This is a genomic window from Paucihalobacter sp. (genome assembly GCF_036825875.1).
Taxonomy (GTDB): Bacteria; Bacteroidota; Bacteroidia; order Flavobacteriales; family Flavobacteriaceae; genus Paucihalobacter.
Genome location: NZ_DAISXK010000014.1, coordinates 32,152 through 54,441 on the forward strand (window position 1 = coordinate 32,152; position 22,290 = coordinate 54,441).

Sequence of the window (22,290 nt, forward strand, 5' to 3'; positions counted from 1 at the left end):
ATTTAAATGACCAATCAAAATATCGTTTCTGAATTGTATCAATATATTCCCGAAAATTCACATGCTTATATTTCTCAACTTATTAAAAACGATAACTTGGTTATTACTGTTAAAAATGAGCGTAAAACCAGACACGGTGATTATAAGGAATTACCATCTAAAGAACATCAAATCACCGTTAACAACAATCTAAATCAGTACCGTTTTTTAATAACCTTGGTTCATGAAATCGCACATTTTGAAACCTATCAACGCTACAATCGATTTATAAAACCTCACGGTAAAGAATGGAAGCATACCTTTCAAAGATTGATGTTGCCGTTACTAAATCCTGAGGTTTTTCCAATAGATGTATTACCATTATTGGCGAAACATTTCAGAAATCCAAAAGCTTCAAGTGATACAGATGTACAATTATCACAAGCTTTAAGGCGTTATGATGTTGAAAATGATAAAACCTATATTCACGAGGTAAAGGTAGGAATGCGTTTTAAAATTTATAATGGACGAGAGTTTAAACGCGGAAGTAAGCGAACTAAACGATACGAATGTGTTGAAATAAGTTCAGGTAAATTATATTTGTTCAATGCAAACGCAGAGGTTGAAATAATTGATTAAAAGATATTAATAGCAGTTTAATTTGAGAACTTATTAGAATGACGAATTCGATGAATAAAAATTACTATGCAATTTTAATGGCTGGCGGCGTAGGTTCTAGGTTTTGGCCAGTGAGTACAAAATCCTTTCCAAAGCAGTTTCATGACATGCTGGGCACTGGAGACACACTTATTCAAAAGACCTTTAAGCGCTTAACTCAGATAGTTCCAAAAGAAAATATATTTATTCTTACTAATGAACTTTATGAGAAATTAGTGTTGGAACAGTTACCTGAAGTTACAGCGCGTCAGGTGGTGCTTGAGCCGGCAATGCGAAACACTGCGCCTTGTATATTATATGCATCGTTAAAAATTCAAAAAGAAAACCAAGATGCATTGATGATTGTTGCGCCTAGTGATCATTGGATTGAGGATGAAATTGCGTTTTCAAAAAATGTCCGTACGGCCTTCGATTTTTGTGCTAATAATAATACGCTCATGACGCTTGGCATTCAACCAACATTCCCAAATACAGGTTATGGTTATATTGAATTTGATAAGTCTAGCAATAGCAACATTAAACCAGTAAAACAATTTAGAGAAAAACCAGATTATAGCGTGGCGAAAAGCTTTATTGAACAAGGTAACTTTTTATGGAATGCAGGAATTTTTATGTGGAGTGTTAAAAGTGTGATTGAGGCATTTCAAATTAATCAGCCACAATTATACGAGCTTTTTAAATCGGGTATTTCGGATTATAACACAGAAACTGAATCTGATTTCATTGCGGAAAATTACGCGAACGCGGAGAATATTTCCGTTGATTATGCAATCATGGAGCCTTCATCAAATGTTTACGTCATACCGGCTACATTTGACTGGAACGATTTAGGTACCTGGGGCAGTCTTTACGATAAGCTTGAAAAAGATGTTGATAATAATGCCATTGTAAACTCACGGGTTTTATCAACCGATGCCCATAATAACATGATTAAGACCAAAAACAACAAAATTGTGGTGGTTGATGGTATTTCTGATTATATAATTGTTGATGAAAATGATGTTTTACTTATCTTTCCGAAGGAAAAAGAACAAAATATTAAGGAGCTTTTAAAACAGGTTACTGATAAATTTGGCGACAAATACAGTTAATTAATTCAAAAACAGAATGGAAGAAAGTAAATTCAATTTTGAAGGCGATGAAGATTCGAACGCATCTGAGCAAAGTGTAAATTTAAAACAAGAGGCCAAGGGATTTTTAAATAATTTAATTGCATTCGTTAGCAATGTTTTTAATTTTAGAAAAGATACTGATACTGAAGAAACTATTGATGCCATAAAAAGAGATATTCCTTTTAAAGGTGCAACAGCTTGGATTTTAATTTGTTCCATATTTGTTGCTTCGGTTGGGCTAAACGCAAACTCCACAGCGGTTGTAATTGGAGCCATGTTAATTTCGCCACTTATGGGTCCGATTTTAGGAATTGGAATGTCAATCGCCATCAATGATATTTTCACGCTTAGGAAATCACTAATCAATTTTGCGATTATGGTGGTGCTAAGTGTGCTCACTGCCTTTTTGTTTTTCTGGTTATTTCCGCTAAGCGAAGTAACCTCAGAATTATTCGCCAGAACAAGACCAGATATTCGTGATGTACTAATTGCATTTTTCGGTGGATTGGCACTTATAATTGCACGGACTAAAAAAGGGACAATTGCTTCAGTAATTTTTGGTGTAGCTATTGCTACGGCTTTAATGCCACCTTTGTGCACTGCAGGTTTTGGACTGGCAAAGGGTAATTGGCCTTACTTTTTTGGCGCTATGTATTTGTTCTTAATCAATACTATTTTTATTGGCTTAGCAACGTTTCTTGTTTTAAAAATTTTAGGATTTCCTATGTTGCATTACGCCAATTCAAAAAAGCGTAAACGTATTTCAAATTTGGCATCGTTATTAGCGATTGTGGTAATGATACCTGCAGTATGGACCTTTATCTCGGTGTTGAACGAAACTAATTTCACCAGAGATGCAAAAGCCTTTGTAGATACAGAATTAGAAGGTTTGCCACATGCTGATTTTGTAAAAAAAAATGCGGTAGTTGCTTATTTTGAAGATGGTGGCTCTAGAATAGAATTAAACACCTTTGGTTTGGATGAGATTCCAGACGAGGCGATTGCGCTTCTTAGAGAACGACTGAAGTCGTATAAAAACCTTACTGAAACGGAATTAATTGTGAATCAAAACAAATACAAGAATATAGATAATTTAAAATACATGGAGCAACTTCGCTACCGTGATTCAGTAGATTTATTATCGCAAAGCCAAAAAATTAATTTCCTAGAAGATGAATTGCGCAAAAAAGAACGTTATGAACGCAATCAAATTCCGTTAGATAAATTTGCTGAAGAGTTGAGTATCAATTACAATAGTATTGAAAAAGTTGCTTTTTCAAATTTTATTTCAACCGATTTCAAAAAGATTGATACCATTGCTGTGCTTTCGGTAAAATGGAAATCTAATGTATCGTCTGATGATATTTTTATCCAACGCAAAAATTTAGAGCGTTGGTTGAAGGTTAAATATAAATTAGATTCTGTGGTGGTGAAGAGTATGTAAGTTAATTGCGTTCTTCTAGATACATTTGTTTTACTTTTTTGAATAATTCGGAAGAGTAAACAAAGTTTGTCACGGCTTCATTATCAGTTTTAAAAATTGTTTCTTTTGAACCTTCCCATTCCTTAACGCCGTCTTTTAGAAACACAATTTTTTCACCAATCTCAATAACGGAGTTCATATCGTGAGAGTTAATAACTGTGGTTATATTGTATTCGTCTGTAATTTCTTTAATTAAATTATCAATTACTATGGCGGTTTTCGGGTCTAAACCAGAGTTGGGTTCGTCGCAAAATAAGTATTTGGGATTATTTACGATGGCACGTGCGATCGCTACACGTTTTTGCATTCCACCCGAAGCTTCACTAGGCTTTTTATTGTGAGCGTCTGGCAGGTTTACGCGTTTTAATACCGCATCGGCGCGGTCTTGTCGTTCTGAAAGGTTCATTTTTGTAAACATTCGTAACGGAAACATGACGTTTTCTAGAATACTCATAGAATCGAACAATGCACCACCTTGAAAAACCATACCCATTTTAGAGCGGATATCTCGTCGTTCATTTATTGTTAATTCGGAATAAGTTTGGCCATCAAAGCAAATGGTACCTTCTTCAGGTTCAATTAGCCCAAGCAGACATTTAAGAAATACTGTTTTACCCGAGCCAGACTGCCCAATGATCAAATTGGTATAACCGGGCAAAAATTTAGTGCTAATTCCTTTTAATACGTGCAAGTCTCCAAATGACTTGTGTAAATTTTTAACTTCAATCATTAGCCTAACATTATACTGGTTAAAAGGTAATTCGATAAAATAATTACAACACTACACCAAACAAAAGCAGTTGTACTCGCTTTTCCCACTTCTAGAGCGCCACCTCTCATGAAAAATCCATAAAACGACGGAACGGTCGCTAAAACAAATGCGAATACCAAGGTTTTAATAAATGCATAAACGATGTGAAATGGTATAAAATCTAATTGCACACCGTTAATAAAGTCTTCCGATGTGCTGTAACCACCGTAAACACAAGCCACATAACCTCCAAAAATCCCAAGGAACATGGCAATGGCTATAACAAATGGATACAAAAGCATAGCCATAAGTTTCGGAAACACTAAGTAGTTTAAGGCGTTAATGCCCATAACCTCTAAGGCATCTATTTGTTCTGTAACTCTCATAGTACCAATACTCGATGTAATAAAGGAGCCAACCTTTCCCGCAATAATAATCGATATAAATGTTGGCGCAAATTCTAATATCACGGATTGCCTGGTGGCAAAACCAATTAGATTTTTTGGTATTAATGGATTGTTGATGTTTAAAGAGGTTTGAATGGCGACCACACCGCCAACAAAAAACGATATAAAAGCTACAATCCCGAGCGAACCTATAACTAAGTCATCTATGTCTTTAAGAATAAGTGTTTTCATGACAGACCATTTTGTGGGTCGTCTAAACATATCCTTAATCATCAGGAAATAAGCACCAATATTATGCAGGTAGTTCATACATTTAATGTTAGCGCTAAATTAAAAAAACTTAATGGTATTTAACCTTAAATTTAAATTAAGATGTTGCAAATTCAGTATTTTTGAGCTCATGTTAACAATAAAATACTAATGAAATATCACTTTACGTATTTAATGGCCTTGATGCTAATCTTCACAGGCTATTCACAAAACAACAATCAACAAGTATTAGTTGAAAACTCAAAGGTTAAACCAAAATTGGTGGTTGGTATTGTTGTAGATCAAATGCGTTATGATTATCTCACAAGGTTTTACGATAAATATAGTGACGGCGGATTTAAAAGAATGATGAATGATGGATACGACTGCAAAAATAACCATTACAATTTTATACCAACGTTTACAGCACCAGGACATGCTTCAATTTACACAGGTACCACACCAAAATATCACGGCATAATCGGCAATAATTGGTACGACAAAGTAGAAAAGAAATCTGTTTATTGTGTAAACGATGATAGTTTTAACCCTGTTGGAACGGAGGATAAATATAGCTTTGTGTCTCCAAGACGAATGTTGGTTACAACCGTTACGGATCAACTCAAGTTGCATACGCAACAACAATCCAAGGTAATTGGAATTGCGATGAAAGATCGCGGCGCTGTATTACCTGCAGGTCATTCGGCGAATGCTGCATACTGGTTTGTTGGCAAAGACGAAGGTAACTGGGTAAGCAGCGATTATTACATGACCGAGTTACCAAAGTGGGCACAAGATTTCAATACATCGGATGCTGTTGAAAAATACCTTAAAACCTGGAATACTTTATATGATATTAACACCTATACTGAAAGTGGTCCAGATTTAAATAATTTTGAAAAGGGTTTTAAAGGAAAAGAAACAGCAACATTTCCTTACGATTTAAAAAAATTAAGTAAAGACAATGGCAATTTTGATATTTTAAAGGAAACACCATTCGGAAATAGTATCACTACCGATTTTGTACTTGCAGCCATGAAGGGCGAACAATTAGGAAAGGATGATGTTACTGACTTCTTAACCATCAGTTATTCTAGTCCTGATTATATTGGTCATAATTTTGGTGTAGACGCCAAAGAAATTCAAGATACTTATTTAAGATTAGATTTAGATATAGAACGCTTGTTGAATTATTTTGATGCTGAAGTAGGTGTAGGCAATTATACAGTTTTTTTAACTGCCGATCACGCCGCAGTACATGTGCCTGCGTTTTTGGAAAGTTTAAAAATTCCTTCAGGTTATTTTGATAACAAAACTTTTAAAGCTCAATTGGACGCTTTTTTAATAAAGAAATATGCAGCCGCAGATTTAGTTGAAGACATTGGTAATTTTCAAATATTTTTAGATAGAAATCGCATAGCACAACTCAACCTGAATCTGCAAGAAGTTCAGCAAAGCATTGTAGACGAAATTATTGCGTACGATTTTATTGAAAGAGCCTACTCGGCTCATACCATGCATAACACTTCGTTTAATGGTGGAATTGAATCGCTTTTACAAAACGGGTATCACCAAAAACGGTCAGGCGATGTATTGGTGTCTTTTAATGCTGCGGTTATATCTTATTCTAGAAAAGGTACAACACATGGCTCCGGTTATCTATATGATACACATGTGCCATTATTATTTTTTGGGAAAGGCATAAAAACAGGTAGCACATTTCAAAAAACTGATATTATTGACATCGCACCCACCATATCGGCATTGTTGGGGATAAGTTTTCCAAATGCTTCTACTAGAGTTCCGTTAGAATTTGTATTAGATTAAATCCCTAATTTTTTAAAAATTCCCTTCCAGCGCAAGTGTCTAATAAATGCACCTTGTTCTTCATTAACCAAAAAAGGGATATTGTTGCTTTTTGCTAAATTATAACCTTTTAAGTAATCAGATATAATTGAAATTTTTTTCTTTTTGAAAGCAATTTTTATTGCTGATATCCAAGTAATTACAAAACCGTAGCGCATTTTATACATCGCTTCACCTTGAAGTAATTTAGCATTTTGATTGTAAGTGCTTCCAGTAGGGCGTAAATGTTTTACTTTTAAACTAGCATCGGTTTGCACGTTCCAATTGTAGAATTTTGCTAGTAATTCATCTACTGTATCCCAGCCGATGGATGCTTTTAATTTGCCAATGTCTTCAAAACATTGTTTTCGGTAGGTTTTTAAGGCACCGCGAATGTGATCTTTATTGGTGATGTTCTCTAAAATCCATTCGCTATTATTTTCAACATAACAGAATCCGCCAGCGATGCCGAGCCTTTCATCTTGAATAAAATGATGCGCTAGAGTTTTTAAATAGTTTTTAGGAAAAATTAAATCGGCATCAAATTTACATATCAAATCATAATCTTCATCAAGTATTTCAAAGCCTTTATTAAATGCATTTATGACTTTTGACCCTGGTAAATGTTGCTCAGATGATTGATATTGAACGACTTCTATATAAGCAAACCGCCTGGCATATTGTTGGGTAATTTTTAAGGTGTTATCGGTACAATTATCAGCAACAACGACCAATTTTTTTGGTAACAGAGTTTGTTGTGCTAAGGATTCTAATGTTTTACCTATGAAATCTTCTTCATTATGCGCTGGAATAACAATGTAGATGTTCATAGGTTATAATTTACTATTGACAATTCACTTCGAAATTTATGGATTTATTTTGTGGTATATCGTGTAGCATAAACCATATAAAATCTCGGAGTGAATCTCCGGAGAATAGGTCTTATTCCAATGTTTTTTGTAGGATTGGTCCATTTCGTGGAAGCTTCAATTTTCCAACCGGTTTTCTCTAAAAGCCAGTCGAATTGCCAGTCTTCAAATTCGTGATAATGTCTGTCCCACGCATCTGTTTTGCTTCGGTAAGCACTGGCAAACCATAATTTTAGTGGGACACTTGCTACTAATTTATTTGATTTGATTGCTTTTAATACCGTAAACGGCGATAACAGATGTTCAAATATTTCAAAGGCGGTAACAACCTCAGCATCAGAATTTGATATGCCAGATATATCAATATCTAAATCTTCTCCTTTTGTATTCGATACCTTATAACCAATTCGTTTCATTTCCAAAGAGAATGGATTTTCAACCCCTAAATCTAAAATTTTATCCGTTTTAGAAATGTGTTTCTCTAGAAAGTCTAAGGTCATTTGATAGCGTTTTTTAGGATAGTATTTTTGGTACATATTAGTATCTATAAACAAGTGCATTGATGTGCATACCTGCACCAACGCTTGCAAAGATAATAATATCGTTTTTGTTTATTTGATGGTCCTTTAGTTTGTTTTTGATAATTAAATCGAATAGTGTAGGAACAGTCGCTACAGAACTGTTGCCAAGTGTATGAATGCTCATTGGCATAATACCATCAGGGGTTTCAATACCATGCAGCTTAAAAAATCTCTTTATAATGGCTTCATCCATTTTCTCATTGGCTTGATGAATCAAGATTTTCTTCACATCCTGAATATTAATACCACTCTTTTCAAGACAGGCTTTCATGGCATCCGCTACATTTTTTAAAGCAAATTCGTAAATTTTGCGGCCATGCATTTTGATATATTTGGTGTCTGGATCTAATTGTGGATTATTAGAGTTTCCGAAGTACAAATAATATGCTTCATCATAGGTGAAACTTGCTGTTTCATGGGACAAAATTCCACTGTTGTCAGGTGTTTCTTCAATAATAGCAGCACCAGCACCATCTGAATAAATCATGGAATCTCTATCGTGTTTATCGACCACTCTCGAAAGGGTTTCCGTACCAATCACTAAGCAGCGCTTAGCAATACCTGATTTGATGAATGCTTGTGCTTGAATTACACCTTCAATCCAACCTGGACAACCAAATAAAATGTCGTAAGCAACGCATTTGGGATTTTTAATTTGCAGGTTGTGTTTAATTCTAGAAGCCAAACAAGGTAATAAATCACTTTGTATTGTATTGTGTTTTACATCTCCAAAATTGTGGGCAACAATAATGTAATCAATCGTTTCTGGATCAATATTGGCATCTTGAATTGCTTTTTCAGCAGCAAAAAATCCTAAATCGGAAGAGTTAAGATGCGAATCTGCATAGCGCCGTTCAGCTATACCAGTGATGTCTTTAAATTTTTCAACTATTACCTCGTTTGGATAGTTTATAGTTGAGCCATCAGTATTTAAAAATTCATGCTGATGAAAACTGTCGTTGCTCTCAATTTTATTTGGAATATAACTACCTGTTCCCGTTATTTTAATGCCCATTTTAAAAACGTTTATTTTTTGATATTGCTAAACTAATTATTAAAATAAAATGACGATTTATTATTTGCTTGAAATATTATTTTTTGTCAATCTTTTAAAATTGTAATCTAAAGTTAATGAAATCAATTAAAAACCTTCAATTTTTTTTTTATAAATCAATTGAAGGTTTTTGTCAATGTTATCTAATTAAACTTCCATGTAATCTTCGATAGGTGCACAAGTACATATCAAGTTACGGTCGCCATATGCTTCATCCACACGTCTAACTGTTGGCCAGAATTTATTGTCTCTAACAAATGCTAACGGAAAAGCTGCTTTTTCTCTAGAATAGGGAAAATACCATTCATCACTTGTAATCATATCAAGTGTATGTGGTGCGTTTTTTAGCACATTATTAAGTTCGTTTTTATCCAGTGTGTCAATTTCCTCTTTAATGGATATCATAGCATCACAAAAACGATCCATTTCTTCTTTGCTTTCACTTTCTGTTGGTTCTATCATCATTGTTCCCGCAACTGGAAAAGACACGGTAGGAGCATGGAATCCATAATCCATCAATCTTTTTGCGATATCAACCACTTCAATTCCCTGTTCTTTAAAAGGTCTACAATCAATAATCATTTCATGTGCTGCTCTTCCGCGTTCACCGGTGTATAAAGTATTGTAATAACCGTTTAGGCGTTCTTTAATGTAATTAGCATTTAAAATCGCAACTTCTGTTGACTGTTTTAAACCCTTTGAACCGAGCATTTTTATATAGCCATAAGAAATCAAACAAGCCAAAGCCGAACCAAATGGGGCCGCTGAAATTGCAGTAATGGCTTGACTTCCTCCTGTTTCTATTATAGAATTTCCAGGTAAAAAAGGCACTAATTGTTTTGCAACGCAAATAGGCCCAACACCTGGTCCTCCGCCGCCATGAGGAATCGCAAAGGTTTTGTGCAAATTTAAATGGCAAACATCTGCACCAATATTGCCTGGATTGGTAAGACCAACTTGCGCATTCATATTAGCGCCGTCCATATAAACTTGACCGCCGTTATCGTGAATAATTTGGGTGATTTCTTTAATAGCTGATTCGTAGACACCGTGTGTTGATGGATACGTAACCATTAAGGCCGCTAAATTATCTTTGTGTAATTCTGCTTTTTCCCTTACATCTTCTACATCGATGTTACCATTTTCTGACGATTTGGTGACAATTACTTTCATACCTGCCATTACCGCACTCGCTGGATTGGTGCCGTGCGCGGAAGATGGAATAATACAAATGTTACGGTGGGCATCACCTCTTGATAAATGATACGCACGAATCACCATCAATCCTGCGTATTCGCCTTGAGCACCAGAATTTGGTTGTAAGGATGTGCCAGCGAAACCAGTAATTTCATTGAGTTGTTCTTCTAACTTTTTCAATACCAACTGATATCCTTTCGCTTGATTTAATGGCACAAATGGATGGATATTTCCCCATTTAAACATACTTAGGGGTAACATTTCTGCCGCGGCGTTTAACTTCATGGTACATGAACCTAAAGAAATCATGGAGTGATTTAAAGACAAATCTTTTCGTTCGAGACGTTTGATATAACGCATCAACTCTGTTTCTGAATGGTACTGATTAAAAATCGGCAAACTTAAAAAGCCGGATTTTCGCTGTAAAGATTCTGGAATGCTATTGGCTTCCACAATTTTGGTGATCGTTGATGCTGTTGTTCCTTGTGCTTCCGCAAAAATGGATACAATTAGATTGATATCGCTAAGCGAAGTAATCTCATTTATAGATATTGAAATTGTATCTTCAGAAGGATAATAAAAATTAACCTTATTACGCTCAGCAATAGGTTTTATAGCTTTCGCATTTGCTTTTACTAACAAAGTATCGAAATAGGATTGGTTTAGCTGTTCTAATCCTAATTTGGAAATGGCATCTGATAAAGTCGCCGTTAAATTATGAACGTGATTGGCTATAAAGGTCAAACCTTTAGGCCCATGGTATACAGCATACATTCCAGCCATCACGGCCAATAAAACCTGAGCGGTGCAAATGTTTGAAGTTGCCTTATCTCTTTTTATATGTTGTTCACGAGTTTGAAGTGCCATTCGTAGGGCGCGGTTTCCGTTAAGGTCTTTGGTAACACCGATGATTCTACCAGGCAATTCTCTTTTGTACATGTCTTTTGTAGCGAAATAGGCAGCATGTGGACCGCCATAACCCATAGGAATTCCGAATCTTTGGGTTGTTCCAACTACAACATCCGCACCAAATTTTCCCGGTGCTTCAAGTTTTATAAGACTTAAAATATCTGCTGCAACTGCAACTTTAATATTATTGTCGTTTGCTTTGGAAATAAAGGTTTTGATATCGGATATTTGACCGTGTTTTCCTGGATACTGAACAATGGCGCCAAAAAAGTCACTTGTGTGATTAAAATCAGATTCATTTCCTATAACCAACTCAATTCCAATAGGAACAGCGCGTGTTTGCAACAGCGATAGTGTTTGTGGTAAAATTTGATCTGAAACAAAAAATTTGTTGATGTTATTCTTTTTCTGATCGCGATCTCTAACGGCAAAAAGCAAGGTCATTGCTTCAGCTGCAGCTGTACTTTCGTCCAACAAAGAAGCATTCGCAATTTCCATTCCTGTTAAATCTGTCACCATTGTTTGAAAGTTGAGCAAGGCTTCTAATCGACCCTGAGCAATTTCAGCTTGATACGGTGTGTAGGCGGTATACCATCCTGGGTTTTCTAAAATATTTCTTTGAATAACAGCAGGAAGAATACTTGGGTGATACCCTAAACCTATAAATGTTTTATAAACTTTATTTTTTTTTGAAAGCTCGTTCATATGAACTAAATATTCTTGCTCGCTCATGGGCGCTTCCAAATCTAATTCATTTTTAAGCTTGATATTATCAGGTATGGCTTGCTCTATAAGCGCATCCATAGATTTTGCGCCAATATAACGAAGCATTTCCGTTTGATCTTCGGGTCTTGGGCCAATGTGACGTAAGGCGAAATTGTTGGTATTCATAGCTGTTTTGAAAGTTGAATTTTTAATGTGCAAAAATACGGATTTACCGTTGTTTTTTAGTTAAAGAATGCCTAAGTTTTCAACCATTCAAATAGATTATTAACAGTTTGATTATTTTTACCTGATGCAATATTTTAAAGCCTTTTTTGATTTCTATTTAAATGCTAGTTTTCACGTAGCATTGGTTGCACTAAGCTTTCTTTTTATTACTGCTTTTGAATATGATTTGGACTTAACTTTAGAGTTTCAGGGCTTTGTTTTTTTTGCTACAATTGTAGCCTACAATTTTGTTAAATATTACGGCGTTTCCAAAAATCATTTTAAGAAGTTCACCAATAAAATTTTATTAATTAGGATGATTATGCTACTGAGCTTTCTGGGAATAATTTACACCTCGTTCTTCTTAAGTTTAAACACTATTTTACATACCGGTTTTCTCGCGCTAATAACCCTGTTTTACGCAACGCCGTTTGTTCCAAAAAAATGGCATTTATTGTCGGTATCTAACTTAAGAAACGTCGCTGGAATAAAGGTTTATATCATCGCCTTGGTTTGGGCTGGGGTTAGTGTGGTGCTTCCCTTAATTGAAAACGATATCGAACTTGATAGTCAGACGATTTTAACAACTTTACAAAGGTTTATTTTAGTTATTGTTTTAATGCTTCCTTTTGAAATAAGAGATCTTCAATTTGACGATTTAAGACTCGAAACCATTCCGCAAAAAATAGGCATAAAAACCACCAAAGTTTTTGGGTTTACTTTAATAGGAATCATTGCTTTATTAGAATATTTAAAAGGAAATCCGCCAAACATATACATGATTTCATTACTGCTAACACTTTGTTTTACAGCGTTTTTTTTAAGATTCATGAATATAAGTCGCAGTTGGTATTACACGGCTTTTTGGGTAGAATCTGTTCCGATAGTTTGGATGTTGCTATTGCTGCTGCTTTAGTTCTTGTTCAAGCACTTGCTGAAGTAGATCGCGCTCTTTACGCTGAAGGCATTCAACTTTTTGCTGGTTGATAAAAGTAGTTAATAGGGTATTTTTTTTGGCATAACCTTTTGTGAAATGACACCAAGATAGTCTGATTTTTAATTCAACTTTTTCCCACCATGTAGCCTCGCCATATTGCGCTTTGTCGCAAATGTGCATCGCTTCTTCGCACGAAATAAATAAAAATCCTTTCTTCATTTTAATACCAGTGTTTTTCTAAACATTCAGCCATAGCTGTTCTTGCTCTGTGAATCATCACCCAAAAGTTAGACGCTGTAATATTTAATTCATTACAAATAATGTCTGTTTCTATATTCAAAATAGTTTTCATTTTAAAAACTTCAGCATGCTTAGTATTAAGTTTAGATAAGCAATCATGAATGGCTAAACCCAATTCCTCGTTTTCCATGTCATCTTCGGCAGTTTTATCAAAAGGATCCGATACTTTAGTTTCAAGCCATTCGCCTTCGTTTTCGTCATCGCTAAAATTAATTCTAACCTCGGCCTTTCCTTTGTTTGAATTTATTTTGCGGTAGTAATCGATAACTTTTCTTTTCAAAATGGCAGTAAGCCAGGTGCGTTCATTGGCTTCACCTTTAAAGTTTTTCATGGCGACTAAGGCTGCTAGAAATGTTTCTTGCACTAAATCCTTCGCAATTTCTCGATCGTTTACACGTGAAATGGTGTAATTAAACAAGTAATCGGAGTATAACTGAATCCAGTTATTAGGATTTAATTGGTGTTTCATAAATAGCTTTTATGCTTATTCAAAAGTAATAATTTTTGGATTCAATTTATTTAAAAATCCAAATTCTATTGATGTGAAAGCAATCGCCTTATTACAGCAAACCAGCGCGTTTAAGTAAGGCTTCTGGTTTTGGTTCCTGCCCTCTGAATTTTTTATATAGCACCATTGGATCTTCTGTTCCTCCTCTAGAAAGTACGAAAGTTTTGAATTTGTGGGCTATCTCGCTACTAAAAATACCATGTTCTTGAAAATAGGCGAAAGCATCCGCATCTAAAACTTCTGCCCATTTGTAGCTATAATAACCACTTGAATAACCACCTTGAAAAATATGCGAAAAGGAGGTACTCATGCAATTTTCGGCAACATCGGGATATAGATTGGTGTGGTTAAAAGCTTCTAATTCCTGTGCTTTCACATCGTTGATATTTTCAGGATTGTAGCCGTGCCAACTCATATCTAATAAACCAAAACTTATCTGACGGAGTGTTTGCATACCTTGATGAAAGCTTGCTGACGCTTTTATTTTTTTAATATATTCCATAGGGATTACCTCATTGGATTCATAATGTCTTGCAAACAATTCAAGCGCTTCTTTTTCGTAGCACCAATTTTCAAGAATTTGACTTGGCAATTCCACAAAATCCCAGAATACACTTGTTCCAGATAAACTTGGGTAGGTTGTGTTGGCCAACATGCCATGGAGTGCATGACCAAATTCATGAAACAAGGTTGTTACTTCGTTAAAAGTAAGTAAAGAGGGTTTGGTTTTAGTTGCTTTTGTGAAATTACAGACAATAGAAACATGCGGACGCTCGTTGGTTTCGTTTTTGATGAATTGTGGTTTGTAAGAAGTCATCCACGCGCCATTTCTTTTTCCAGGTCTTGGAAAAAAATCGGCATAAAAAATTGCGACAAGTACGTCGTCGTGGTCTTTTACTATGTAGGTTTTAACTTCCTCGTGATAGGTATCTATATTATGAACTTCTTCAAATTTTAATCCGAAGAGTTTATTAGCAATCGAAAACACGCCGTTTATGACGTTTTCTAGTTTGAAATATGGTTTTAACAACTCATCGTCTAGCTGAAAAAGTTTTTGTTTTAGTTTTTCGGCGTAATAGGCAGCGTCCCATTTTTGTAAGGTGTCTATACCATCAAGCTCTTTTGCAAATTGTTCAAGTTCGTCAAACTCTCTTAAGGCAGCTGGTTTTGCCTTATCTAATAATTCGTTTAAAAATGATTGCACACTTTCGGGAGATTTGGCCATGCGTTCTTCCAATACAAAGTGCGCGTGTGATTGGTAGCCCAGCAATTGCGCGCGTTGATACCTGAGATTGGCAATTTTTAAAACGATTTTTTCGTTGTTGTAGTTATTATCTTGAAAGCCTTTTTTACCCGCAGCAATGGCAAGTTCTTTTCTCAATGCACGATTGTCGGCATAGGTCATAAACGGAATATAACTTGGATAATCTAACGTAAATAACCAGCCATTTTTATCTTTACTTTCGGCCATTTGTTGAGCAGCTTCAATGGTGCCTTCTGGTAATCCAGCTAGATCATTTTCATTGGTTATGTGTAATTCATAGTTATTGGTTTCGGCTAAGACATTCTCTCCAAATTTTAATTTGAGCTGGCTCAATTCTTTGTCAATTGCTCTAAGCTGAAGTTTTTGTTCGTCGTTTAGGTTGGCACCATTTCGTGCAAAGCTTTTGTATTTTTTGTCTAAAAGTGTTGCCTGTTCTGTATTTAAATTAAGTTCTTCTTTTTGATTGTAAACGGCTTTGACCTTTTCAAAAAGTGATTCGTTCAGGGTGATGTCATTACTGAATTCGGAAAGAATAGGTGAAACTTCCTGAGCAATCTTTTGAATATCATCATTAGTTTCGGCAGCGTTTAGATTGAAAAATACACTTGTAATTCGGTCTAATTGAGCTCCTGAAAATTCTAATGCTTCAATTGTATTCTGAAACGTTGGTGATTCAGAATTTTCGGTTATTTGATTGATTTCGGATTTTGCTTCCTCAATTGCTTTTATAATGGCAGGTAAAAAATCTTTATTATTTATTTTTGAGAAAGGTGCTGTATTGTAAGGTGTTTTAAATGAATTGATTAAAATTTCCATAATTTTTTTTTGTAAGGGTTTTAACGACAGCTTTGTCTATATTTTCCTACTAGGGAATTGATATTCTGATATTTAACTATTATTTATGATGGGATAACAATAATAAATCTTTATCTTTGCAAAAGATTTTGGGAAGGACATTATTGTACTTCATGAAATGTTGATTAATAGCTTTAAAACCCCGAATTTATTCGGGGTTTTTTAGTTGATACCCTTTGCAGATTCTTCAACTTTTAGTTTTAAATCGGACTTATAGGCTATTATTTTTGCTAATATACTACTATCGGATGCACCTAGAATTTGAGTTGCTAAAATACCTGCATTTTTAGCGCCATTCAAGGCCACGGTTGCAACAGGAACACCGCCAGGCATTTGCAAAATGGATAGAACTGAATCCCATCCATCAATAGAATTACTACTTTTTACTGGCACCCCAATTACTGGTAAGGGTGATAAGGATGCTACCATTCCTGGTAAGTGTGCAGCGCCACCAGCCCCAGCAATTATTACTGAAATGCCTCTTAAATGCGCATTCGTACCATAGTCGAATAACTTTTCGGGTGTACGATGTGCTGAAACTATGTCAACTTCAACCGCAATCCCAAAATGTTTTAAAATATCGATGGCGTCTTGCATCACCGGCAAATCGCTTTTACTTCCCATAATAACGCCTACTTTCTGCATCATATTTTTGTGTTGTGTTAAATTTGATATTTTTTATTCACTGATAACCTCAATGGTTTTTTTGACCTTTTCTGCAATGACTCTTGCTCTGCTTAAATCTGAATTAACGATGGTCACATGTCCCATTTTTCTAAATGGTCTTGTTTCTCTTTTTCCATAAATATGCGGTGTTACGCCATCGAGTGCTAAAATACTTTCGATATTTTTGTAAACCACTTTACCTTTATAATCTTCTGCTCCAACCAAATTGACCATTACCGCCGATTGCTTGCTTTCTGAATTTCCTAAAGGCAAATCTAGAATGGCTCGCAAATGCTGTTCATATTGCGATGTGTAGCTGGCTTCAATACTAAAATGTCCTGAATTATGAGGTCTCGGCGCTACTTCATTGACCAAAATATCTCCGCTTTTGGTTAAAAACATTTCTACTGCTAGCAACCCTACATGGTTAAATGAGGCGGATGTTCTTAAAGCAATTAGTTGCGCTTTTTTAGCGATTTCTGAATTTATTCTTGCCGGACAAAGCACATATTCAACTTGGTTAGCTTCGGGATGAAATTCCATTTCAACAACAGGATAGGTGCTTACTTTTCCCGAAACAGAACGCGCAACAATCACTGCTAATTCGGTTTCAAAGGGGATTAAAGTTTCAGTAATACATGCGTCAGGAGACAAGCCATCTAAATCAGAATATGTTTTTACAATTTTAACCCCATTGCCATCGTAACCAAACTGCGCACTTTTCCATACAAAAGGAAAGCTAAGACTTTCGTTTTCAATGGCGGTAAAAATCTCATCTTTGTAAGCAAATCGCGAGAAATCTGCTGTCGGGATGTTATGATCTACGTAGAATAATTTCTGAGTAGATTTATTCTGAATGATTCTTAAAGTATTCGAACTAGGATAAACCTTTACACCTTCTTTTTCTAGACTTTCAAGGGCATCGACGTTTATATTTTCAATTTCAATGGTTACCACATCGGCACGCTTTCCAAAGTTGTAAACCGTATCATAATCCATTAAATCACCCTGAAAAAATTCGTTACAACTCAACTTGCACGGCGCTTCATTGCTCGGGTCTAAAACCAGGGTATAAATATCGTATTTCCTTGTTTCAGCAAGTAACATTTTGCCTAATTGGCCGCCACCTAAAATGCCTAATTTAAATTGAGATGAAAAATAATTCATGCTTACGTATTTGTTGCAAAAATACAAATCAATTTTTGCTCGTAACACTAAATTTAAAACAATCTATTGTTGGGCTGGTAAAACCTTAAACAAATGATTATCTTTGCTTTTTTAAAATTTGAAAACAGTGATAAAGCTTCACGATTTATACTTTAAACCATTTGTTACATCACAACAGTTAGAGGAAATTGTTGCTAGAATGGCAATTGAAATTGCGGCAGACCTAAAAGATGAGGTTCCGGTTTTTGTGGGAATTTTAAATGGTTCGTTTATGTTTGTAAGTGATTTCGTGAAAAAATATCCGAATCCGTGTGAAGTAACTTTCATAAAATTGGCATCCTATGAAGGATTAAAATCTACCGAAGATATTCAGCGACTGATTGGTTTAACTCAAGATTTAACGGGCCGAACTGTAGTTATTCTTGAAGATATCATCGATACAGGAAGTACCTTACATGAAGTTTACCGAATTTTTAAAAATGAAAACGTCAAACAACTAAAAATTGCTACCTTATTTTTTAAGCCAGACGCCTATAATAAAGACTTTAAATTGCATTATGTAGGTATGAAAATCCCGGATAAATTTATAGTGGGTTACGGATTAGATTATAACGGATTAGGTAGAGATCTACCAGAAGTATATCAACTTAAAACAACACAATACATGACTAATTTAGTGCTATTCGGACCTCCGGGAGCAGGCAAAGGTACTCAAGCTGAATTTTTAAAAGACAAATATAATTTGGTACACATTTCTACAGGCGATGTATTTCGTTTTAATATAAAAAATGAAACGGCGCTTGGCATGCTGGCGAAATCTTACATGGATAAAGGTGAATTAGTACCAGACCAATTAACCATCGATATGTTGAATGCTGAGGTCGAAAAAAATCAGGATGCCAAAGGGTTTATTTTTGATGGTTTTCCAAGAACTAATCAACAAGCCAAAGCATTGGATGCATTAATGGAAAGCAAGGACTCACAAATAAACGCGATGATTGCGCTTGAAGTAAACGATGAAGTTTTAGTGAAAAGATTATTAGATCGCGGTAAAACGAGTGGTAGAGTTGATGATGCCGATGAAAACATAATAAGAAACCGTATCACGGAATATTATAAAAAAACAGCTATTTTGAAGGATTTTTATTCGGAACAAAATAAGTACTTTGGTGTTGACGGTGTTGGAAGTGTTGAGGAAATTACGGAGCGTTTGAGTAAGGTTATAAACGAGTTGAAATAACTTATATTCTAATTAAATGAATTGTTAGTAAATGGATTTTATAACACCGGGGCCAGGACTTATCATTGTTACAATAATCTTTTTTTTATTTTTATTACTACCTTTTTTAGCATTGATAAGTATTGTGAAAAATAAATTTCCAGATAATGATAAACTTGTTTGGGTTCTTATCGTTTTATTGTTGCCAGTTTTAGGTGCTGTTTTATATTTTATTTTAGGTAGAGGTAAACAGTTGAAATCACAGTTGTAATATTTTTATAGTAAGTTTATTCTTTTATATACTGACTATCGTCAAATTAACACATTAAAAAGATTCCCGTTTTTACGGGAAATGAATATGACCGAAGGAAATTTTGTAGATTACGTAAAAATATATGTTACTTCTGGAAACGGAGGCAAAGGTTCAGCGCATTTACACCGTGAAAAATATGTGGAAAAAGGCGGTCCAGATGGTGGTGATGGTGGTCGTGGAGGACATGTGATAGTCAGAGGAAGTTCAAACCTTTGGACGCTTTATCATCTGAAATTCAAAAAACATTTTAAGGCGGACCATGGCGAACATGGCAGTAAATCCAGAAGTTCGGGTGCTGAAGGTAAAGATGTATATATTGATGTGCCTTTAGGAACTGTTATAAAAGATTGTGAAACCGATGAGGTTTTATTTGAAATAACCGAAGATGGTGAAGAAAAAATTATTGTTGAAGGTGGCATGGGTGGTCGCGGTAATTGGCATTTTAAAACGTCCACTAATCAAACACCTCGATATGCGCAACCAGGTACTCCAGGAAGTGAAAGTCGGATTACCATTGAACTAAAAGTGTTGGCCGATGTTGGTTTGGTTGGCTTTCCAAATGCAGGAAAATCTACACTACTTTCCGTAATTACCTCAGCTAAACCAAAAATCGCCGATTACGAATTCACTACCTTAAAACCAAATTTAGGCATTGTTGAATACCGCGATTTTCAATCGTTTGTCATGGCAGACATTCCGGGAATTATCGAAGGCGCTGCTGAAGGTAAAGGTTTGGGTCATTATTTTCTGCGTCATATAGAACGCAATTCTACTTTGTTATTTTTAATTCCAGCTGATGCACCTGATATTTCTGAACAGTACGATATTTTATTAGACGAACTAAAACGTTATAATCCAGAATTACTTGATAAAAGCAAGCTGATCGCCATTTCAAAATGCGATATGTTGGACGATGAATTAAAGGCAGAGTTAAAAATTGAACTTGACAAACAACTGCCTATACCATATTTATTCATCTCGTCGGTGGCAAATCAAGGCATTAAGGAATTAAAAGACAAATTGTGGAACATGTTGAATGAAGAACCAGCATGAAACATTCATTTAGGTTAGTTTAATAAAACAGCCTTCAACTTGCAAGGACGATGTTGATCAAAATAAAATTAGGAACAGATGAAACAAAAAATCAAACTGCTCTTAGACGACACCTATCCAGCTAAGGGTAGTAGAAGCGTTGCTTTTTTTATACAAGGTTTAATTTTATTGTCTTTAGTTGCGTTCTCAATTGAGACATTGCCCGATTTAAGTGAAAATTCAATATATTGGCTACAGGTAATAGAGTTTGTTTGCGTAATTCTTTTTACAATTGAATATGTATTTAGAATCTATGTAGCCGATAAAAAGTTGAAATTTATTTTTAGCTTTTTCGGTATTGTTGATTTACTTGCAATTTTACCGTTTTATTTATCCTTTGTCGTCGATTTAAGATCCTTGCGAACCCTGCGTTTTGTAAGATTGTTTCGCGTCTTTAAATTGGTGAGGTATAACCGGGCTATTAAACACTTCACAAATGCTATTTCAATTGCTAAAGAAGAAATTTTACTGTTTCTTTTTGTAACGGTAATTCTCATTTATTTGGCCGCAGTTGGTATTTATTATTTTGAAAATGCTGCACAACCCAATCATTTTTCTTCTATCTTTTCTAGTCTTTGGTGGGCAATAGTTACCCTTACTACGGTTGGATATGGCGATATTTACCCTATAACAGCTGGAGGTAGAGTATTTACATTTTTTATCTTGTTAATTGGTTTAGGGATTGTAGCCATTCCGACAGGAATTATTTCTTCTGCGTTAACAAAAACAATTGATGAAAAACTTCCCAAATAAATTATTACCTTTATTAAGGTTATATTGAAAGCCTCACTGTCATAAAATTCAAAATTAAAAACCTATGAAAAAGATTGCTGTTTTATTACTATTTGTTTTGTTGATGTCTTGCGGAGCCACTGTAAATTATGATTATGAAAAGTCCACAGATTTTACACAATACAAAACCTACAATTATTTTTCAGACATGCAATCGGGATTGAGCGAACTGGATGAAAAGCGTTTTATTGCTGCTTTAAACGAAGCATTAAAAGATAAGGGATTTGCTTTGGCCGAAACACCAGATTTTTTTATTGACATCCAATCCGAAGTCTATGACACCAATAACCAAAGCAATGTTGGCGTAGGTCTTGGTGGAGGCGGTCGTAATGTTGGTGGCGGTTTAAGTATTGGAATTCCAGTGGGTCAAAGTAGTATGACAAGATTAATTTTAGTTGAATTTATAGATAAAGATCGAATTGGATTATTCTGGCAAGCCAACTCTTCAAGCTCTTATAGACAAAATGCTTCTCCCGAAAAAAGAGAGGCAGACTTTAGAACGTTGGCGTCAAAAATACTGTCGAAATATCCACCAAAGTAAAAACGGCTAGCACTATAAAAGCATTAGCCGTTTAAAAAAAATCATCTATTTGTTATTTTAGCATTGGCTTATATTTGTCTTTGTAGCCAATAAGAACCACAATATTTAAGATTAAAAAAACCGCTGCAGCTGGCATGCCGGCCATATCTAAGGTTGCATGAAATAGTACTGCATTAACGCCAACACTCATTAAAATGATGGCTAACAATGCGCCATACTTATTAAAAATAAGTGCTAATCCAGCCACAATTTCTACAATTGCTACCAAAGTAAGTGTTTTGGTACTCATTAGCGCACCAAAATAAGCACCGGCTGCTTCCGACATTTCGGGCATTGGCATAAAGCTAAAAAACTTGTTTAATCCGAAAATTAGGGCAAAAAGGCCGAGAAAAATTATTACGACCATAAAAGCTTTTGAATTCATAATAGTTTGATTTATTTAGTTAGGTATCTAAAATTAGTGAATTAAATAGTTCAAAAAGCGAGCTCGGGTTTTATTACTAACAAAAGTTTTAACAAATCGGGAAAATGCACACCTTTAAAAAGCGGTTTTTGGGTTAATTAGCTAAAATTATTATCTTAGTCATCATTC

The 22,290-nt window shown here is 35.1% G+C and carries 22 protein-coding genes; 10 read left to right on the top strand and 12 right to left on the bottom strand.

Features of this window, described 5'->3' with window-relative positions; genetic code table 11:
• The first annotated feature begins 6 nt into the window (after positions 1-6).
• From V7Z48_RS06025 to V7Z48_RS06035, 3 genes are read left to right on the top strand one after another with little or no spacing between them, the layout of a single operon-like run.
• Complete coding sequence (locus tag V7Z48_RS06025; RefSeq protein WP_334112498.1) at positions 7-618, top strand: SprT-like domain-containing protein; 612 nt, start codon at positions 7-9, stop codon at positions 616-618.
• 50 nt (positions 619-668) lie between these two features.
• Entirely contained in the window at positions 669-1,748 is a 1,080-nt protein-coding gene (locus V7Z48_RS06030; protein ID WP_334112499.1) for a mannose-1-phosphate guanylyltransferase, read from the top strand.
• Positions 1,749-1,764: 16 nt separating this feature from the next.
• Positions 1,765-3,213, top strand: a complete 1,449-nt coding sequence (locus tag V7Z48_RS06035) for a DUF389 domain-containing protein (RefSeq protein ID WP_334112500.1) — start codon at positions 1,765-1,767, stop codon at positions 3,211-3,213.
• A gap of 1 nt (position 3,214) precedes the next feature.
• Here V7Z48_RS06035 and V7Z48_RS06040 read toward each other — a convergent pair whose 3' ends face one another.
• Together V7Z48_RS06040 and V7Z48_RS06045 are read right to left on the bottom strand one after the other, a co-directional pair.
• Positions 3,215-3,982, bottom strand: coding sequence for an ABC transporter ATP-binding protein (locus V7Z48_RS06040; protein ID WP_334112501.1), 768 nt, complete (start codon positions 3,980-3,982; stop codon positions 3,215-3,217).
• Entirely contained in the window at positions 3,982-4,719 is a 738-nt protein-coding gene (locus V7Z48_RS06045) for an MlaE family ABC transporter permease (protein WP_334112502.1), read from the bottom strand. The genes V7Z48_RS06040 and V7Z48_RS06045 overlap by 1 nt, the downstream gene beginning before the upstream one ends.
• 111 nt (positions 4,720-4,830) lie before the next feature.
• On the opposite strand from V7Z48_RS06045, the gene pafA reads away from it, so the two are divergent.
• Positions 4,831-6,486 (top strand): alkaline phosphatase PafA, encoded by a 1,656-nt coding sequence (gene pafA, locus V7Z48_RS06050; protein WP_334112503.1) that lies wholly within the window; start codon positions 4,831-4,833, stop codon positions 6,484-6,486.
• On the opposite strand, the gene V7Z48_RS06055 is transcribed toward pafA, so the two are convergent.
• From V7Z48_RS06055 to gcvP, 4 genes are all read right to left on the bottom strand, one after another.
• Positions 6,483-7,334, bottom strand: coding sequence for a glycosyltransferase family 2 protein (locus tag V7Z48_RS06055; RefSeq protein ID WP_334112504.1), 852 nt, complete (start codon positions 7,332-7,334; stop codon positions 6,483-6,485). The genes pafA and V7Z48_RS06055 overlap by 4 nt on opposite strands.
• A gap of 44 nt (positions 7,335-7,378) precedes the next feature.
• A complete protein-coding gene (locus V7Z48_RS06060; RefSeq protein WP_334112505.1) occupies positions 7,379-7,909 on the bottom strand; it encodes a methyltransferase in 531 nt (176 codons plus the stop codon).
• Between the two features lies 1 nt (position 7,910).
• On the bottom strand, positions 7,911-8,969 hold the full coding sequence (locus V7Z48_RS06065) for a 3-oxoacyl-ACP synthase III family protein (protein ID WP_334112506.1): 1,059 nt from the start codon (positions 8,967-8,969) through the stop codon (positions 7,911-7,913).
• 186 nt (positions 8,970-9,155) lie between these two features.
• Positions 9,156-12,005, bottom strand: coding sequence for an aminomethyl-transferring glycine dehydrogenase (gcvP, locus tag V7Z48_RS06070; RefSeq protein WP_334112507.1), 2,850 nt, complete (start codon positions 12,003-12,005; stop codon positions 9,156-9,158).
• Positions 12,006-12,129: 124 nt separating this feature from the next.
• Between gcvP and V7Z48_RS06075 the strand changes: the two genes are divergently transcribed.
• A complete protein-coding gene (locus tag V7Z48_RS06075; protein ID WP_334112508.1) occupies positions 12,130-12,960 on the top strand; it encodes a hypothetical protein in 831 nt (276 codons plus the stop codon).
• On the opposite strand, the gene V7Z48_RS06080 is transcribed toward V7Z48_RS06075, so the two are convergent.
• From V7Z48_RS06080 to V7Z48_RS06100, 5 genes are all read right to left on the bottom strand, one after another.
• The gene (locus tag V7Z48_RS06080) at positions 12,943-13,200 is read right to left on the bottom strand and encodes a hypothetical protein (RefSeq protein WP_334112509.1); all 258 of its coding nucleotides are present in this window, start codon (positions 13,198-13,200) and stop codon (positions 12,943-12,945) included. The two genes, V7Z48_RS06075 and V7Z48_RS06080, sit on opposite strands and share 18 nt — an antisense overlap.
• Before the next feature lies 1 nt (position 13,201).
• Complete coding sequence (locus V7Z48_RS06085; RefSeq protein ID WP_334112510.1) at positions 13,202-13,750, bottom strand: sigma-70 family RNA polymerase sigma factor; 549 nt, start codon at positions 13,748-13,750, stop codon at positions 13,202-13,204.
• A 91-nt stretch (positions 13,751-13,841) separates the two neighbouring features.
• Positions 13,842-15,869 (bottom strand): M3 family metallopeptidase, encoded by a 2,028-nt coding sequence (locus V7Z48_RS06090; RefSeq protein WP_334112511.1) that lies wholly within the window; start codon positions 15,867-15,869, stop codon positions 13,842-13,844.
• A 201-nt stretch (positions 15,870-16,070) separates the two neighbouring features.
• Positions 16,071-16,553, bottom strand: coding sequence for a 5-(carboxyamino)imidazole ribonucleotide mutase (gene purE / locus V7Z48_RS06095; RefSeq protein ID WP_334112524.1), 483 nt, complete (start codon positions 16,551-16,553; stop codon positions 16,071-16,073).
• Positions 16,554-16,586: 33 nt separating this feature from the next.
• Complete coding sequence (locus V7Z48_RS06100; RefSeq protein ID WP_334112512.1) at positions 16,587-17,741, bottom strand: 5-(carboxyamino)imidazole ribonucleotide synthase; 1,155 nt, start codon at positions 17,739-17,741, stop codon at positions 16,587-16,589.
• Positions 17,742-17,868: 127 nt separating this feature from the next.
• On the opposite strand from V7Z48_RS06100, the gene V7Z48_RS06105 reads away from it, so the two are divergent.
• From V7Z48_RS06105 to V7Z48_RS06125, 5 genes are all read left to right on the top strand, one after another.
• Positions 17,869-18,981: an adenylate kinase gene (locus V7Z48_RS06105; RefSeq protein ID WP_334112513.1), complete on the top strand. Its 1,113-nt coding sequence runs from the start codon at positions 17,869-17,871 to the stop codon at positions 18,979-18,981.
• A 31-nt stretch (positions 18,982-19,012) separates the two neighbouring features.
• Positions 19,013-19,231, top strand: coding sequence for a PLDc N-terminal domain-containing protein (locus tag V7Z48_RS06110; protein WP_334112514.1), 219 nt, complete (start codon positions 19,013-19,015; stop codon positions 19,229-19,231).
• An 87-nt stretch (positions 19,232-19,318) separates the two neighbouring features.
• Positions 19,319-20,326, top strand: coding sequence for a GTPase ObgE (gene obgE / locus V7Z48_RS06115; protein ID WP_334112515.1), 1,008 nt, complete (start codon positions 19,319-19,321; stop codon positions 20,324-20,326).
• A gap of 78 nt (positions 20,327-20,404) precedes the next feature.
• A complete protein-coding gene (locus V7Z48_RS06120; protein ID WP_334112516.1) occupies positions 20,405-21,118 on the top strand; it encodes an ion transporter in 714 nt (237 codons plus the stop codon).
• Between the two features lie 64 nt (positions 21,119-21,182).
• Positions 21,183-21,698, top strand: a complete 516-nt coding sequence (locus tag V7Z48_RS06125) for a DUF4136 domain-containing protein (RefSeq protein WP_334112517.1) — start codon at positions 21,183-21,185, stop codon at positions 21,696-21,698.
• A gap of 52 nt (positions 21,699-21,750) precedes the next feature.
• Here V7Z48_RS06125 and V7Z48_RS06130 read toward each other — a convergent pair whose 3' ends face one another.
• Positions 21,751-22,122 carry a DoxX family protein gene (locus tag V7Z48_RS06130; protein ID WP_334112518.1) on the bottom strand — a complete coding sequence of 124 codons (372 nt, stop codon included), beginning with the start codon at positions 22,120-22,122 and terminating at the stop codon, positions 21,751-21,753.
• Positions 22,123-22,290 lie beyond the last annotated feature (168 nt).

What these genes read in the sequence shown, in the direction of transcription:
- pafA (WP_334112503.1), top strand. Translation starts at nt 4,831, where the DNA reads ATGAAATATCACTTTACGTATTTAATGGCCTTGATGCTAATCTTCACA.
- V7Z48_RS06100 (WP_334112512.1), bottom strand. Translation starts at nt 17,741, where the DNA reads ATGAATTATTTTTCATCTCAATTTAAATTAGGCATTTTAGGTGGCGGC.
- V7Z48_RS06085 (WP_334112510.1), bottom strand. Translation starts at nt 13,750, where the DNA reads ATGAAACACCAATTAAATCCTAATAACTGGATTCAGTTATACTCCGAT.
- obgE (WP_334112515.1), top strand. Translation starts at nt 19,319, where the DNA reads ATGACCGAAGGAAATTTTGTAGATTACGTAAAAATATATGTTACTTCT.
- V7Z48_RS06030 (WP_334112499.1), top strand. Translation starts at nt 669, where the DNA reads ATGAATAAAAATTACTATGCAATTTTAATGGCTGGCGGCGTAGGTTCT.
- V7Z48_RS06035 (WP_334112500.1), top strand. Translation starts at nt 1,765, where the DNA reads ATGGAAGAAAGTAAATTCAATTTTGAAGGCGATGAAGATTCGAACGCA.
- V7Z48_RS06025 (WP_334112498.1), top strand. Translation starts at nt 7, where the DNA reads ATGACCAATCAAAATATCGTTTCTGAATTGTATCAATATATTCCCGAA.
- V7Z48_RS06130 (WP_334112518.1), bottom strand. Translation starts at nt 22,122, where the DNA reads ATGAATTCAAAAGCTTTTATGGTCGTAATAATTTTTCTCGGCCTTTTT.
- V7Z48_RS06065 (WP_334112506.1), bottom strand. Translation starts at nt 8,969, where the DNA reads ATGGGCATTAAAATAACGGGAACAGGTAGTTATATTCCAAATAAAATT.
- V7Z48_RS06080 (WP_334112509.1), bottom strand. Translation starts at nt 13,200, where the DNA reads ATGAAGAAAGGATTTTTATTTATTTCGTGCGAAGAAGCGATGCACATT.
- V7Z48_RS06090 (WP_334112511.1), bottom strand. Translation starts at nt 15,869, where the DNA reads ATGGAAATTTTAATCAATTCATTTAAAACACCTTACAATACAGCACCT.
- purE (WP_334112524.1), bottom strand. Translation starts at nt 16,553, where the DNA reads ATGCAGAAAGTAGGCGTTATTATGGGAAGTAAAAGCGATTTGCCGGTG.
- gcvP (WP_334112507.1), bottom strand. Translation starts at nt 12,005, where the DNA reads ATGAATACCAACAATTTCGCCTTACGTCACATTGGCCCAAGACCCGAA.
- V7Z48_RS06040 (WP_334112501.1), bottom strand. Translation starts at nt 3,982, where the DNA reads ATGATTGAAGTTAAAAATTTACACAAGTCATTTGGAGACTTGCACGTA.
- V7Z48_RS06125 (WP_334112517.1), top strand. Translation starts at nt 21,183, where the DNA reads ATGAAAAAGATTGCTGTTTTATTACTATTTGTTTTGTTGATGTCTTGC.
- V7Z48_RS06045 (WP_334112502.1), bottom strand. Translation starts at nt 4,719, where the DNA reads ATGAACTACCTGCATAATATTGGTGCTTATTTCCTGATGATTAAGGAT.
- V7Z48_RS06075 (WP_334112508.1), top strand. Translation starts at nt 12,130, where the DNA reads ATGCAATATTTTAAAGCCTTTTTTGATTTCTATTTAAATGCTAGTTTT.
- V7Z48_RS06055 (WP_334112504.1), bottom strand. Translation starts at nt 7,334, where the DNA reads ATGAACATCTACATTGTTATTCCAGCGCATAATGAAGAAGATTTCATA.
- V7Z48_RS06120 (WP_334112516.1), top strand. Translation starts at nt 20,405, where the DNA reads ATGAAACAAAAAATCAAACTGCTCTTAGACGACACCTATCCAGCTAAG.
- V7Z48_RS06110 (WP_334112514.1), top strand. Translation starts at nt 19,013, where the DNA reads ATGGATTTTATAACACCGGGGCCAGGACTTATCATTGTTACAATAATC.
- V7Z48_RS06060 (WP_334112505.1), bottom strand. Translation starts at nt 7,909, where the DNA reads ATGTACCAAAAATACTATCCTAAAAAACGCTATCAAATGACCTTAGAC.